Raw genomic sequence first — 13,557 nt, 5'->3', positions numbered from 1 at the left:
GAACTGCGCGAGCAACCACCGGCAGCCCGCGCCGCACCGACGGACCCAGGTCACTGGCGGGTCACCCCGTCGCGTCCACCAGCGCAAGCTCGTGGAGGCGTTCCGGTGGGCCCGGGCGGGCGTAGTACCAGCCCTGGGCCGTGTCGCAGCCCAGTATGCGGAGTTGCTCGGCCTGGGCGCCCGTTTCCACGCCTTCCACCGTGACCGCGAGGTCGAGGCTGTGGGCGAGGGAGACGATGCCCTCCACGATCTTGAGGTCGACCGGGTCCGCCGGGAACTGCTGCATGCTCTGGGTGAAGGAGCGGTCCAGCTTGAGGATGCTCACCGGGAGGCGGCGGAGGTTGGCGAGGTTGGAGTAGCCCGTGCCGAAGTCGTCCAGGGCGATGTCGACGCCCATCTCGGCGAGGCGCCGCAGGGGTTTGAGGAGGTCGTCGTCCGCGCCGATCAGCGCCGACTCGGTGACCTCCAGGCACAGCGCGTCGGGGGCCACCCCGGTCCGCTCCAGGATCTCCACCGTGTCCTGGACCAGGCCGGGGTGGGTGAGCTGGCACGGGGACAGGTTGACGTTGATGCGCAGCGGGCCGGCGGCGGAGTCGTCGCCGTAGCGTTCTCGCCACTCGCGGGCCTGGCGGATCGACTCCTCCAGCACCCAGCGGCCCAACGGGACGATGAGACCCGTGTGTTCGGCGAGCGGGATGAACCGGTCGGGGCCGAGGACGCCGTGCTGCGGATGCAGCCAGCGGACCAGGGCCTCGGCGCCGCGGACGCTGCCGTCGCCGAGGTGGACCAGCGGCTGGTACTCGATGAAGAACTCGCCCCGGTCCAGCGCGGCGGGCAGCGCCGTCGTCAGGCCGTGCCGGGTGATCGCGCGGGCGTCCGCCTCCGGGTCCGCCAGCTCGGAGCGGTTGCCGCCCGCCGACTTGGCCCGGTACATCGTGATGTCGGCGCTGCGCAGCACCTCGGCCGGGGTGCGCTCGCCCGCCGGGCCCTCGACGATACCGATGGAGCCGCGGACCAGGAGTTCGCGGCCGTCGATGCTGATCGGGGTGACGAGCGCGTTCATGATGCGGTCGGCCAGGTCGTCGACCTCGCGCTGGGTGTCCCGTCCGGTGGTCAGGGCCACGAACTCGTCGCCGCCGAGCCGGGCGACCATCTCGCCGGGCGCGGTCGCGCAGGACTGCAGCCGGTCGGCGACCTCCACAAGGAGTCGGTCGCCCGCGGAGTGGCCGAGGCTGTCGTTGATGGTCTTGAAGCCGTCCAGGTCGAGGTAGCACAGGCCGAAGCGCTGGCCCTCGCCGGCCGACAGGGCCTTCTCCAGGCGCTCGAAGAACAGCGTGCGGTTGGGCAGGCCCGTGAGCGCGTCATGGGTGGCCTCGTAGCGCAGCCGGAGGTTGAGCAGCCGGCGCTCGGTGGTGTCCTCCATGAGGGCCAGCTGGTACTGCGGCTCGCCGTCCGGGTCCCGGAGCAGGGAGACGGTCAGGTTGGTCCACAGGACCGTACCGTCGGAGCGGTTGAACGCCTTCTCCACGTGGTAGTGCTCGCGGTCGCCGCGCACCAGCTCCTCGTAGAGCCGCCAGGTCTGGGGCGCGTCCTCGGGGTGCGCCCACTCCAGGACGTTGCGGCTGCGCAGGGTCTGCTCGGAGCCGCCGAACATGCGCAGCAGCGCGCCGTTCACCTGGAGGACGTTGCCGTCGAGGTCGGCGATGCCGATCCCTATCGCCGCGCCCTCGAAGACCGCGCGGAAGCGGGCCTCGCTCGCGTGCAGCGCCTGCGCGACCACGCCCTGGGCGCGCAACGCGGCCTGGGCGATGGCCTCCTGCTCGGCCAGCGTGCGCTCACGCAGCGCCTGGGCGAACCCGGCGGCCATCGCGTGCTGGATCCGCGAGGAGCGCATCCGCAGCTCGTCCTGGGGGCCGTCGGCGCCGCAGTACAGGGCGAGATAGGCGTCCACGCAGTCGAGGGTGCGGGTGAGCGCCTCCGGGTCGGTGCAGTGCGCGTCGATCAGCGCGGCGCCCACCTGCCGGGCCTCCTCGGCGTCGAAGCCGTGAGCGAGGAGCACCTCGCTCAGCCGACGGGCGAGCGGCAGGAGCTGTTCCTCGAACTCCCGCCGGGTCAGGGACGTCGAGGTCACCGGGAACACCGCCCGGCTCCAGATCGTCGCGAACCGGCGCAGTCTGTCCTCCGGGCCGTCCGGCTCCGCGCTCACGCCGCGATCCCCACGCCGGCGAATCCGGAGAAGGCATACGGATCCTCGTCCTCCGGCGCCGACTCCGGCCGCCAGTGGGGCATCGGCACCAGTCCGGGTTCCACCATGTCGTACCCCTCGAAGAACCTTGCGATCTCGTCGCGTGAGCGCATGATCAGCGGGTTGCGAATGTCCTTGTATACGTCCACCGCACCCTCGGCCCGCTCGGCCGGCAGCGGGATTCCCTCGTACGAGGCATGCGTGAGAACAAGGAGGCTGCCCGGCGCGAGTGCGTCGCGCAGCTGTGCCACTGCCTCGTACGGGTCGTCCGTGTCTTCCACGAAGTGAAGTATGGCAACGAGGAGCAAGGCCACTGGCCGATTCAAGTCGATGAGGCGCTCCACCTGAGGGCTCGACAGGATCTCCTGGGGCTTGCGGAGGTCGGCGGCGACCACGTCCGTGTCCTCGTTGCCCGCGAGCACGGCCTGGCTGTGTGCCACGGCCACCGGGTCGTGGTCGACGTAGACCACGCGTGCGCCGGGGTGCGCGGTCTGTGCCACCTCGTGGACGTTGCCGAAGGTGGGGATGCCGGAGCCGATGTCGAGGAACTGGTCGATGCCGGTGCCCACGGCGTGGCGGACTGCGCGGCGCATGAAGGCGCGATTGGCCTGCATGATCTTCGGCAGGCCCGGCATGTAGGTCATCGCCTTGCGGGCCGCTTCCCGGTCGACCTCGAAGTTGTGCGAACCGCCCAGGTAGTAGTCGTAGATACGCGAAACGCTCGGCACCGAGATGTCGATGCTCCGTGGGGCCCAGGCGGGACGCTCCATGTATCTCTCCAAGGCTTAGGCGATCCGGTGTTCGAGCAGAGGCTACTGATCGCCTGCGAACGGGGCGAGCCGAAACGGAAATTGACCGTCCGTTCCCGGTCAGGAGCAGGGAATTCCCTGAGCGCTTTGGGGGTGTTCGGGTACTCCGTCGGGTGCGGGCTCGTTGTGGTTGCTCGCGCAGTTCCCCGCGCCCCTTACGGGGCGCTTCACCTGCGGTACGTCAAAGAGCCCGCCCCCTCCGTGCGGTGTGGAGGGGGCGGGCGGTCGTGCGCCGTCTTGTTCGTCGTCCGGGACTCTCGCTGGCCTCTGCCCTCCCTTCCGCGATACGCGAATGTGGACTTGGGCGGGGCGATCAACCCTGGGGAGGCGATCCCTAATTGCTCGGCGCGCCGACCAGCTTTCCTTCGGGCGAGACGGCGTACCAAGTGCCGCCCACACCCTGTCCGTTGGTGTCTCCGGCCTTCGCGTCACCGGAGAAGGTGTAGATCGGCCAGCAGTTGACCGTCTGCTGCTTCTGGCCGTTGTCGGGCCGGGTGAAGCCCATCAGGCCCTTTTTCACGATGCCCTTGGTGTCACTGGAGGCGACCTCCGCGACGGCCGGCCACTTCACCAGGCAGGCACCGGTGCAGTTCGAGACGACCTTGGGCCACGCCTTGTCCTTGATGAAGCGGTAGACCGTCATGCCGTTCTTGTCGACGATGATGTCGCCGAGCTTGGCGTCCTTGCGGACCGACAGGCCGGGCAGGGAGGCCAGCGTGGCCTTCTTGCCGGTGGGGGCGAGCGCGAACCACTTGCCGCCCACGCCCTGGCCGTTGACGTCACCGGCGTTGACGTCCTTGGCGTAGCGGTAGACCGGCCAGCCGCCCACGGTCAGCTGCTTGGTGCCGTCGGCGCGGGTGACCTCGCCGAGCAGCGCCTTGTCGATGCCGGCGCCGGCCGAGGCGTCGTCGGCGGGCACCGGCGGCCAGGTGGTGGCGCAGTCGCCGTTGCAGTTCGACTTGGGGGGATTGGCGGTGTCCGCGTCGAAGCGGTAGAGGGTGAGGCCGCTGCCGTCGGTCAGCACATTGCCCAGGTCGGGGTTGCTGGCAACGGTCAGCTTGCCGGCGGGTGCGACCGCGGCCGGGGAGCTGGAGGCCTGGTTGCCGTCGGCGCCGTAGCCGTTGCCCGCGCCGGTCGAGGCGGAGGGGTTGGTGATGCTGCCGATACCGGCCGGAGCCGTGGCACCGACGTTCTGGGCCGCCGAGGACGGAGTGGTCGCGTTGTTCGAACCGCACGCCGTCGCGAACACCATCACCCCCGCGGCCGTGGCCACCAGCGAGGCGCTCCTCCACGAGGTCTTCATCGTCAACTCCCCATAATCGCCTGGATTTTGCAGCGCCTCTGCGCCGCCGCACGACACCAGGTACGGATGCCGGGGGCCGAAGTGTTCAACCGGCTCACAAATTTCTTTCGGGACACCGTGCTCCCGGGTCCCGTACCGCACGGGCGTACGCTTCGAGCCATTCGCCGACCGGTGTGATTCAAACCGGTTTACGGCGACTGTCCCCCGTTCGGGCCAATCCCTCCCTACTCCGGCGTGCGACGGTGCCCGACGCCTCATGATCTCGCTCGTGCATGCACCCGAAGTGACCCGACTCACGCCCGTCCCGCGGGCGTTGGCCCTGGTGACGTTGGTGTGGGCCCTGGTGGGCTGCCCGGTCGGCACGGCCTCGGCCGACGCCTGCGCCTACGCCTCGACGGGCCCTGCCGGCATACAGGCCGTGGCCGTGGCCGGCGACGTCCAGGCCGTGGCCGTCGTCGGCGACTCCTGGCCCACTCCCCTGTGCCCGCCCCCCACGCCGCCGCCCTGCCCCACACCCACCCCGACGCCCACGCCACCACCGCCGCCACCACCGAAACCCACCCCTACGCCGAAGCCGACACCCAAACCCTCGCCGAAGCCGGCCCCGCCACCGCCGAAGCCGGCGCCACCGCCGCCCAGGCGAGCACCGGCCCCCAAGCCCGCGCCCACCCCGCCGCCGGCTCCCAAGCCCAGGCCGGTGCCCACACCCACCCCGTCGCCCAAGCCGAAGCCGCGGCCCTCACCGACCCCGGTGACCTACCCGCCGTACCACGTCCAGTCGACCGGCGCGGCGGCCCCGAACCGCACCTCCCCGGTCACCTACGTCCTGCTCATCGCCGTACCCGCGATCATCGCCGTCGCCGCGTTCCGCGCGCGCTGACGGCCGGCCCACTGATTTCTGGAGGCTTCCGTTGCCGGATTGGCTTGTTCTCGTCCTCGCGATGCTCGCGGCCGTCGCCGTGGTGCTCGTCATCACCCTCGTACGTGACAAGAGGGCGGCGGAGGACGAGGATCCCTCCGAGACGCCGGACGTCATCGAGTACATGACCATGTGGATCGGCGTCATCTACGCCATCGTCCTCGGTCTGGCGGTGGCCGGGGTGTGGGAGGCCCGCAGCGCCGCCCAGGACCATGTGCAGGCGGAGGCGCAGGCACTGCACGAGATCCATGAGCGGGTGCGGGTGTACCCGCCGGACGTCCGCGACCGAATCCGGGCGGACGTCGACGCCTACGCCGGACAGGTCGTCGGCAAGGAGTGGAAGGTGATGTCCCAGAAGGGGCACCTCACGCAGCAGGGTGCCGACCTGCTCGCGAAGATCCGTCAGGACGTGACCGACTACCAGCCGAAGACCGACTTCCAGGCGCAGGCCTACCAGCCGCTGGTGGACCAGGTGGCCGCCGTCGACCAGGCGCGCAGCGCCCGCGCCGACTCGACCGGGGCGACCATGCCGAACGTGGTGTGGTTCGGACTGCTGACCGGAGCCGCGATCACCATCGGCATGGTCTTCGCGCTGCAGATCAGGCGCACCCGCCGGGAGTTGATCCTGGCGGGGCTGTTCTCCGCGACCATCGCGTTCATGCTGTACCTGATCTGGGACTTCGACGAGCCCTACAGCCGGGGTATCACGGCGACGTCGCAGCCCTTCCTGGCCCTCTTCCCGCACATCAAGGGCTAGGGCTCCCGGGAGTCGGCGCGGGGGACATCGGCGGCGCGCCGCGGATGTCCCCCGGGTGCCGTAGCCGCATCACCCGGGCGGCCCGCCCGATTCCCCCGTTCGCGCTACTGGGTTCGCGCGCATGTGCGGGTGTTCCTAGCGTTCCGATCATCGAGGTGCATTTCCGGCACTGGCGGAACAGGTCCGCAAGCCGCTCCTCGGAGACCGGAGGAACCACATGCGCGCGATACGCGTCGCTTCGGCCGCACTCCTGGGCGTCGGCGCCCTCGCCCTCTGCGCTCCGGCCATCCTCGCGAACGACGGAGACGACGGGGGCCAGGACTCCGGCCGCGAAAGCGCGTCCCTCGGATTCCGGGTCACGCCGTCCACCGTCGCGGCGGGCGGCCGGGTGAGCCTGCACCTGAATCGCGACGACAGCTGCCGGGGCGCCGCGACGGTCTCCTCGGGCCTGTTCGACACCGTCCGTATCCCGGCGGGACAGGACTCGGGAACGGCCACGGTCAACCGGGACGCGCGATCGCAGGCGTCGTACCGGGTGACGTTCAACTGCGACGGGGCGAGCGCGTCGACCGAACTGGCCGTCTCGGACGGAAACGGTGCCGGGCGTTCGGACGGAGCCGGTGGCGGGCGCACGGACGGAAACGGTGCCGGGCGCACGGACGACCAGACCGCCGGACGTACCGACCAGACCGCCGGACGTACCGAGGCGGGCACGGGCGGCCGTACCGGCTCGGGCACGGACGGCCGTACCGACGGTCGCACGGACGCGGGGTCCGGCGATCACACCGGCGGACGCACGGACGGCGGCACCGACAGCGGCGCGGAGCTCAACCCGCAGCCCCTCCCGCCGAGTCACGGCGTCCAGGCCGGTGCGGGCGGCAGCTTCGGCGGGTTCGACCTCAAGGAGATCGGCCTCGGTGCGGCGCTCGTCGTGGGCTCAGTCGGTACGGCGTACCGCATCGCACGCAGGCACACCGGCGAGGACGGCTCCTGAGCGCGCCCCGACCGCCGATTCCCTCGCGGGTTCCCGCCCCGGTTCCGCGGGGGAACGGAGCGAGAACCCGTCGACGGCGTGTGCGCCCCGGCTCGCGGCGGGGCTCGCGATGGTCAGAACCGCTTCTCGTGACGCCGGCGCAGCCAGAACCCGCACCCCGCGAGCACGGCCGCGCCCACCAGCCCGCCGCCGATCGCCATGTCGGTCGGGGTGGCCCCGTTGGACACGCTGCCGCCGAGCCCGGCCTGCACCCCGCCGAGCTGGAGGCGGTCGTCGCTGTCCATCTCGTTGGACATGTTGCCCTCCGTCCCGCCGATCACGGTGAAGGCGGACGGCCGGGTCAGGGACGGGCCGTCGTCGCAGATGACGGTGAGGTCGTACGGGCCCGGGTGGGCGTGCCGGCGGATTCTGGCGGAGCCGCGCGCCATGTCCCCGCCGAACGGGAACAGCCTCGGCCTGTCGACGAAGGCGGAGGACACCATCGTGCCCCTTCGGCAGCCGTTGACGGTGACGACGACCTCCTCGCCGCCCGCGACCGTGCGGGGCTGCACGACGATGTTGCGCACGCCGTCGCCCCGGCCACGGGAGCCGTTGCCGAACCCGTCATCGCCCCGCCCGCCGAACCCTTCGCCGCCCCGCCCGCCGAACCCTTCGCCGCCCCGCCCGCCGAACCCTTCGCCGCCCCGCCCACCGAACCCTTCGCCGCCCCGCCCACCGAAGTCGTCACCGCCCCGCCCGCCGTAGCCGTTGTTGAAACGCCCGTCACCACCGAACCCGCCCACCCCGACCCCGGGTACGACGACTCCGGGGACCGCGACACCACCGATGCCGCCGACACCGGCGAAGCCGCCGACACCGCCGACACCGCCGACACCACCCACTCCACCGACACCGGTCCCCGGGGCGACGCCCGCCCCTCCGACGACCGGGGCCTGCGTATTGGGCGGGCCGCCGGGGTTGCCCAGGCCGTCGGCGACGGCCATGGGGGCGGCGGCACCGAGAACGGCGACCACTGTGCACGCGGCCGCCAGCGCACGTGAGTTTCGCATCTCTTCCTCCGCGGAAGGCGCCCCGGGAACCGTCCCCGGTGGATCGGCGAGAAAGCACCTCCCGACTAGACCCTCAGATGCCGTGAACACGCCCGCATTTCGAGAATGGTCCGTCCTGGTGATCAGACACGCCGTCAGAAAAGCGCACAATCGGATATTGCCGCAGGTCACGGACCGTCAGAAAAAATCTGCGAACGGCAACTCGGATGGCGCACCGGAATGCCCTCGGGCCACCCGTTCGCCCGTCGCCCCGTCGCCGCACGCGCGCGCGGGACTTAGCGTTTTCCCATGCGCGATACGGACATGGGAGCAGCCGCGTCGAGAGGGGATGGCGAATGTCTGCGTCCGGACTTTCCGAGCTGGCCGAAGAGGAGGAGCGGCGGCGGAAGCGTGCCCCGTGGGGAGTGATAGCGCTTGTTCTGCTGACCGGTCTGGCGCTGATTCGGAACGGTTCGGGAGAGTTCGACGTCGGTCCGCCACAGCCGGCCTCGGCCGCCGCTCCCGACAGCCGTACCACGGTTCCGGACACCTTCGCCACGGCACCCGTGCCCGCCGCACTGCCGTTCGCCGCGGCGGACCGGATCCGGATTCCCGCGATCCGGGTCGACGCGCCCGTGATGGGGGTGGGGCTGGACACGGGCGGCTGGATCGCGGCGCCGCCGCCGGACGACCCCAATCTGGCCGGCTGGTTCACCGGGGGCGTCTCGCCCGGGGAGAAGGGGACCTCGGTCGTCGTCGGCCATGTCGACAACTCGAAGGGGCCGGCGGTGTTCTACGGCCTCGGTTCCCTGAAGAAGGGAAACCAGATCGAGGTCGACCGGAAGGACGGCAGGACCGCGGTCTTCGAGATCTACGGGATCGAGGTCTTCGCGAAGGCCGGTTTCCCGGGCGACCGGGTCTACGGTTCCAAGGGCACACCGGAGTTGCGGGTCATCACCTGCGGCGGCGGCTTCTCGAAACAGAACGGCTACGACGGGAACGTCGTGGTGTTCGCCCGCCTGGTCGGGGCCCACTGAGGCCACCACCGGGCGGGCTGGGGGCTGTCCGGCGGATCAAGTCGCAGGAAAGCAGCCGTGACTGTTCAGCCGAGGTGAGCGGGCGGCCCAAGGCTGGGGGACGTCGGCGAGTGACGACAACGCCGCGGGGGTACCCCCTGGGGGAGGGCGTGCCAGACCCCACGCTGCGGCATGATCCGCAGGGCGGCCCCCAGGGCCCCTTCAGGTGCGGCGGCGTGGGACGGTCAGGTGGTAGCCGTTGTCCAGCAGGTAGGGCAGGTACTCGCGCAGCGCCTTGACGCTCTGCGAGCGGTCGCCCCCGGCGTCGTGGGAGAGGACCACGACGCCGGGGGCGGCGCCGTGCTCGACGATGTCGACGATGGTGCGGGTGCCCGGGGTCGTCCAGTCGGTGCTGTCGACGGTCCAGGCCATCGGCTCCATGCCCATCTCGGCGCCGAGCTGGAAGGCCGCGCGGTTCCAGGCGCCGTAGGGGGCGCGGAACCACTGGGGGCGTTCGCCGTAGGTGTCCTCGATGGCGTCGCTGGTGCTCGCCATCTCGTCGCGGATCTCACTGCGGTTCATGGTGGTCAGCAGCGGATGCGTCCAGGTGTGGTTGCCCACGACATGCCCCTCGTCGGCCATCCGGGCGACCAGTTCCCGGTTGACGACGATGCACTCCCCGCACAGGAAGAACATCGCCCGCACGTCGTACTTGGCGAGGGTGTCCAGGATGTGCGGCGTGTAGTTCGGGTTGGGGCCGTCGTCGAAGGTGAGCATCATGCGCCTGCCGCTTTTGGGGATCTCCATGATGGGTTCCGTGCGGACCTTGAGCTTGCGCGGCTCGGTGCGCGGCGGGCCGTATCCGGTGAGCGGCTGGAGCCGGAAGGCGGAGGACTTGAGCGCCGAGCGGGGCGGCGGTCCGGCGGCGGGTACGACGGTACGGGCCACGTCCTCGGCGTCGCTCGCCAGCACGACTCCCGCGGTGCCCGCGGCCCCCAGAGCGGCCGCGCCGGCGAGCAGCAGGCGGCGCCGGGTGAACAACTGATCCTTCTGCATGACTCATCAGTCGCCCGGTGGGGCTCCGGCGCACCACATCGCCACCGGTGTGGCGGGAGGAAAACACCCGCACGGCCCAGAGCCGGAAGGATTCAGCGGCCCTCGGCCGCCACGCTCAGCGGCGGCGGACCAGAGGGAAGGGCAGCGTCTCGCGGATCGTCAGGCCGGTGAGGAACATGACCAGCCGGTCGACGCCGAGGCCGAGCCCGCCGGTGGGCGGCATCGCGTATTCGAGGGCGGCGAGGAAGTCCTCGTCGAGCTCCATCGCCTCGGGGTCCCCGCCGGCGGCGAGCAGCGACTGGGCGGTGAGCCGGCGGCGCTGTTCGACGGGGTCGGTCAGTTCGGAGTAGGCGGTGCCGAGTTCGGTCCCGAAGGCGACCAGGTCCCAGCGTTCGGCGAGCCGCGGGTCGGTGCGGTGCTGCCGGGTGAGCGGGGAGACCTCGGTCGGGAAGTCCTTGTAGAAGGTGGGCAGCTGGGTGCGCTCCTCGACCAGCCGCTCGTACATCTCCAGTACGACGTCTCCGGGCCCGTCGTCGGCGGTGTACGGCACACCGACGCGGTCGCAGTGCCGGTGCAGCCGGAGCAGCTCGCTGCCGGGGCCGATCTCCTCCCCCAGCACCTCGGAGATCGCCCCGTGCACCGTCTTGACCGGCCAGTCACCCGAGATGTCGTACTCCCGTCCGTCCTTGCGGGCGACCGGCGAGCCGTGGGCGGCGGTCGCGGCGCCCTGGATCAGCTCACGGGCGAGGTCGAGCATCACGTCGTAGTCGGCGTACGCCTGGTAGGCCTCCAGCATCGTGAACTCGGGGTTGTGCTTGTGGGAGACACCCTCGTTGCGGAAGGTGCGGCCGAGTTCGAAGACCTTCTCCAGACCGCCGACGCACAGTCGTTTCAGGTACAGCTCGGGGGCGATGCGGAGATAGAGGTCGAGGTCGTAGGCGTTGATGTGGGTGGTGAAGGGGCGGGCGTTGGCGCCGCCGTGGATCTGCTGGAGCATCGGGGTCTCGACCTCCAGGTAGCCGCGGTCGAGCAAGCCCTGGCGCAGCGCCTGTACGGCGGCGGAGCGGGCGCGGACGACGGCGCGGGCGGCGGGACCGGTGGCGAGATCGAGGTAGCGGCGGCGGACCCTGGCCTCGGGGTCGGTGAGGCCGCGGTGCTTGTCGGGCAGCGGGCGCAGGCATTTCGCGGTGAGCTGCCAGTCGGTGACGAAGAGGGTCGGCTCGCCCCGGTCGCTGACGCCGGCCCGGCCGGTGGCGGTGATCTGGTCGCCGATGTCGGTGTCCGCGGTGAACCGGTCGAGGGCCGGTCCCGACCCGTCGCGGGTGAGGGCGAGCTGACGGTCGCCGGACCAGTCGCGCAGCACGACGAAGACGATGCCCCCGAAGTCGCGGACCAGCATGATCCGCCCGGCGACGGTGGCCGTCTCGCCGTCGCGGACGTCGGCGAGGGCACGCGTGGGCCGGACGGTCGCCACCGGGTAGGGGTCGACGCCCGCCGCGCGCAGCCGGTCGAGCTTGCGCCGGCGCACCCGGAACTGGTCCGGCAGGCCCGCGCCCGGCGGTCCGGGCCCGGTCTCGTCCCCTCCTTCGAGACCGGGCACCGGCAGGGACGGCAGCCCCTCGGCGGGCCGCGGTCCCGCCTTCGGGTGCCCCTTTCCCCAGAGTTTGCGCAGGGACGGTACGGGGACGAAGCCTTCGGCGATTCCGGAGGCGAGGCCGATCCGGGCGAGGGAGCCGGCGTCGCCGTAGCAGAGGAAGCGCGGGTACCACTCGGGGTGGTACTTGGCGTTGGAGCGGTAGAGGGCCTCCAGCTGCCACCAGCGGGAGAAGAACAGCAGCAGCCGGCGCCACAGGCGCAGCACCGGGCCCGCGCCGATGCGGGCGCCTTCCTCGAAGACCGAGCGGAAGACGGCGAAGTTGAGCGAGATGCGGTGGACGCCCAGTTTGGGGGCGGCCGCGCACAGGTCGGCGACCATGAACTCCATGACCCCGTTGGGCGCGGCGCGGTCACGGCGCATCAGGTCGAGGGAGATGCCGTCGCCGCCCCAGGGGACGAAGGAGAGCAGGGCGAGCAGCCGGCCGTCCTCGGCGATGGCCTCGACCAGGAGGCAGTCGCCGTCGGCGGGGTCGCCGAGCCGGTCCAGGGCCATGGAGAAGCCGCGTTCGGTCTCGGTGTCGCGCCAGGCGTCGGCCTTGTCGACGATCTCCTCCATCTCGGTCTCGGTGAGGGTGGCGTGGCGGCGGACCCTGGTGGTCGCGCCGGTGCGGCGGACGCGGTTGACGGCCTGCCGGGTGACCCGCATGTCGCGGCCGCCCAGGTCGAAGTCGGCGACGTGCAGGATCGCCTCGTCGCCGAGTTGCAGCGCGCCGAGCCCGGCGCGGACGTAGGCCTTGGCGCCGTCCTCGGAGGCGCCCATCACCGCGGGCACCCAGGCGTGCCGGCGGGCCACGTCCTGCCAGGCGGCGATGGCGTGCGGCCAGGCCTCCGGGTCGCCGACGGGGTCGCCGCTGGCCAGGCAGACGCCGGCCTCGACGCGGTGGGTGACGGCGGCCTTGCCACTGGGCGAGAAGACCACGGCCTTGTCGCGCCGGGTGGCGAAGTAGCCGAGGGAGTCCCGGTCGCCGTAGGCCTTGAGAAGGGCGCGGATACGGGCCTCCTCGTCGCCGTGCAGGGCCGCTTCCAGGCGTTGTGAACGGAACAGGGTGGCGGCGGCGTTGAGCAGCGCGAGGGCGCCGAAGAGGCCGAGGAGGAAGGCGACGGAGCGGGGCGGGCGGCCGGCGTAGGTGTGGACGGGGACCAGGCCGCCGCAGACCCGGTCGGCCGCCCAGACCAGGTGCTGGCCGTGCGGGAGCGTGCCGGGGAAGAGCGAGACCAGGCCCCAGCCGGCCAGGATCGCCACCACCAGGCCGATCAGGAGGACGGCGAGGGCCCTGCGTACGGCGGCCCGGCGGGAGGCGGCGTAGAACTCCCGTCTCGCCACGATCAGCAGGGTCAGGGCGAGCCCGCACACCAGCAGTGAGCTGAACGAGTACCAGTCGAAGCCGAAGGCGACCGCCAGGACGTCGACCAGCGCCAGCAGGCCGAAGTAGATCACCAACAGCCACCAGGCGACCTTCTTGCGGGCGGCGGTGGCGCCGCCGAGGAGGAAGAGGAAGACCGCGTAGGCGAGGTTGGGGCTGACGGGCACCACGACCGCGTCGAGGAAGTACACGACCGGGTGGAGCAGCACGCGCAGCGGGGCGATGAAGGAGAGCAGGGCGCACAGCAGGGCGAGGGCGCCGAAGAAGGTCCCGAAGGCCTCCGGTACCCAGGTCAGTCGCCCGCCGCCGGGCGGGCGTATCGGGCCCGCCGTCTCCCTGCCCGTGGCGGGCTCCACGGCGGCACTCATGTTCCGACTGTAGGAAGGGCCCGCCCGGCTCGCCCGTCGAGC

At 71.6% G+C, this 13,557-nt stretch carries 10 protein-coding genes; 4 read left to right on the top strand and 6 right to left on the bottom strand.

The annotated features are described in order from the left end of the window. Positions 1-61 precede the first annotated feature (61 nt). From EDD90_RS46265 to EDD90_RS46255, 3 genes are all read right to left on the bottom strand, one after another. Positions 62-2,206, bottom strand: coding sequence for a bifunctional diguanylate cyclase/phosphodiesterase (locus tag EDD90_RS46265; RefSeq protein ID WP_123979022.1), 2,145 nt, complete (start codon positions 2,204-2,206; stop codon positions 62-64). Then, positions 2,203-3,015 carry an SAM-dependent methyltransferase gene (locus EDD90_RS46260; protein WP_123979021.1) on the bottom strand — a complete coding sequence of 271 codons (813 nt, stop codon included), beginning with the start codon at positions 3,013-3,015 and terminating at the stop codon, positions 2,203-2,205. Before EDD90_RS46260 ends, EDD90_RS46265 begins: the two co-directional genes overlap by 4 nt. Before the next feature lie 373 nt (positions 3,016-3,388). Continuing rightward, complete coding sequence (locus EDD90_RS46255; RefSeq protein ID WP_123979020.1) at positions 3,389-4,357, bottom strand: SCO0930 family lipoprotein; 969 nt, start codon at positions 4,355-4,357, stop codon at positions 3,389-3,391. A 268-nt stretch (positions 4,358-4,625) separates the two neighbouring features. On the opposite strand from EDD90_RS46255, the gene EDD90_RS46250 reads away from it, so the two are divergent. The 3 genes from EDD90_RS46250 (at position 4,626) to EDD90_RS46240 (ending at position 7,027) form a co-directional block, all read left to right on the top strand. After that, positions 4,626-5,237 carry a hypothetical protein gene (locus EDD90_RS46250; protein ID WP_221305236.1) on the top strand — a complete coding sequence of 204 codons (612 nt, stop codon included), beginning with the start codon at positions 4,626-4,628 and terminating at the stop codon, positions 5,235-5,237. Positions 5,238-5,268: 31 nt separating this feature from the next. Next, positions 5,269-6,033, top strand: a complete 765-nt coding sequence (locus EDD90_RS46245) for a DUF4239 domain-containing protein (RefSeq protein WP_185149459.1) — start codon at positions 5,269-5,271, stop codon at positions 6,031-6,033. Positions 6,034-6,250: 217 nt separating this feature from the next. Beyond that, on the top strand, positions 6,251-7,027 hold the full coding sequence (locus EDD90_RS46240) for a hypothetical protein (protein ID WP_123979018.1): 777 nt from the start codon (positions 6,251-6,253) through the stop codon (positions 7,025-7,027). Between the two features lie 113 nt (positions 7,028-7,140). Here EDD90_RS46240 and EDD90_RS57950 read toward each other — a convergent pair whose 3' ends face one another. Continuing rightward, entirely contained in the window at positions 7,141-8,076 is a 936-nt protein-coding gene (locus EDD90_RS57950; RefSeq protein ID WP_260328520.1) for a hypothetical protein, read from the bottom strand. A 335-nt stretch (positions 8,077-8,411) separates the two neighbouring features. Between EDD90_RS57950 and EDD90_RS46225 the strand changes: the two genes are divergently transcribed. Beyond that, positions 8,412-9,092: a class F sortase gene (locus EDD90_RS46225; protein WP_123979015.1), complete on the top strand. Its 681-nt coding sequence runs from the start codon at positions 8,412-8,414 to the stop codon at positions 9,090-9,092. Positions 9,093-9,293: 201 nt separating this feature from the next. Here the strand turns inward: EDD90_RS46225 and EDD90_RS46220 are convergent, their stop codons facing one another. Next, complete coding sequence (locus tag EDD90_RS46220; RefSeq protein WP_123979014.1) at positions 9,294-10,127, bottom strand: polysaccharide deacetylase family protein; 834 nt, start codon at positions 10,125-10,127, stop codon at positions 9,294-9,296. Positions 10,128-10,242: 115 nt separating this feature from the next. Next, positions 10,243-13,515 (bottom strand): bifunctional lysylphosphatidylglycerol synthetase/lysine--tRNA ligase LysX, encoded by a 3,273-nt coding sequence (gene lysX, locus EDD90_RS46215; protein ID WP_123979013.1) that lies wholly within the window; start codon positions 13,513-13,515, stop codon positions 10,243-10,245. Positions 13,516-13,557: the final 42 nt, after the last annotated feature.

Origin of the sequence: Streptomyces sp. Ag109_O5-1 (assembly GCF_003814875.1) — a bacterium.
Taxonomy (GTDB): Bacteria; Actinomycetota; Actinomycetes; order Streptomycetales; family Streptomycetaceae; genus Streptomyces; species Streptomyces sasae.
The sequence above is the reverse complement of the archived record's forward strand: the minus strand, read 5'-3'. Positions and strand labels throughout refer to the sequence as shown.

Coding starts and splice junctions, on each gene's coding strand:
- EDD90_RS46260 (WP_123979021.1), bottom strand. CDS start 3,015: ATGGAGCGTCCCGCCTGGGCCCCACGGAGCATCGACATCTCGGTGCCG.
- EDD90_RS46255 (WP_123979020.1), bottom strand. CDS start 4,357: ATGAAGACCTCGTGGAGGAGCGCCTCGCTGGTGGCCACGGCCGCGGGG.
- EDD90_RS46240 (WP_123979018.1), top strand. CDS start 6,251: ATGCGCGCGATACGCGTCGCTTCGGCCGCACTCCTGGGCGTCGGCGCC.
- EDD90_RS57950 (WP_260328520.1), bottom strand. CDS start 8,076: ATGCGAAACTCACGTGCGCTGGCGGCCGCGTGCACAGTGGTCGCCGTT.
- EDD90_RS46225 (WP_123979015.1), top strand. CDS start 8,412: ATGTCTGCGTCCGGACTTTCCGAGCTGGCCGAAGAGGAGGAGCGGCGG.
- EDD90_RS46220 (WP_123979014.1), bottom strand. CDS start 10,127: ATGCAGAAGGATCAGTTGTTCACCCGGCGCCGCCTGCTGCTCGCCGGC.
- lysX (WP_123979013.1), bottom strand. CDS start 13,515: ATGAGTGCCGCCGTGGAGCCCGCCACGGGCAGGGAGACGGCGGGCCCG.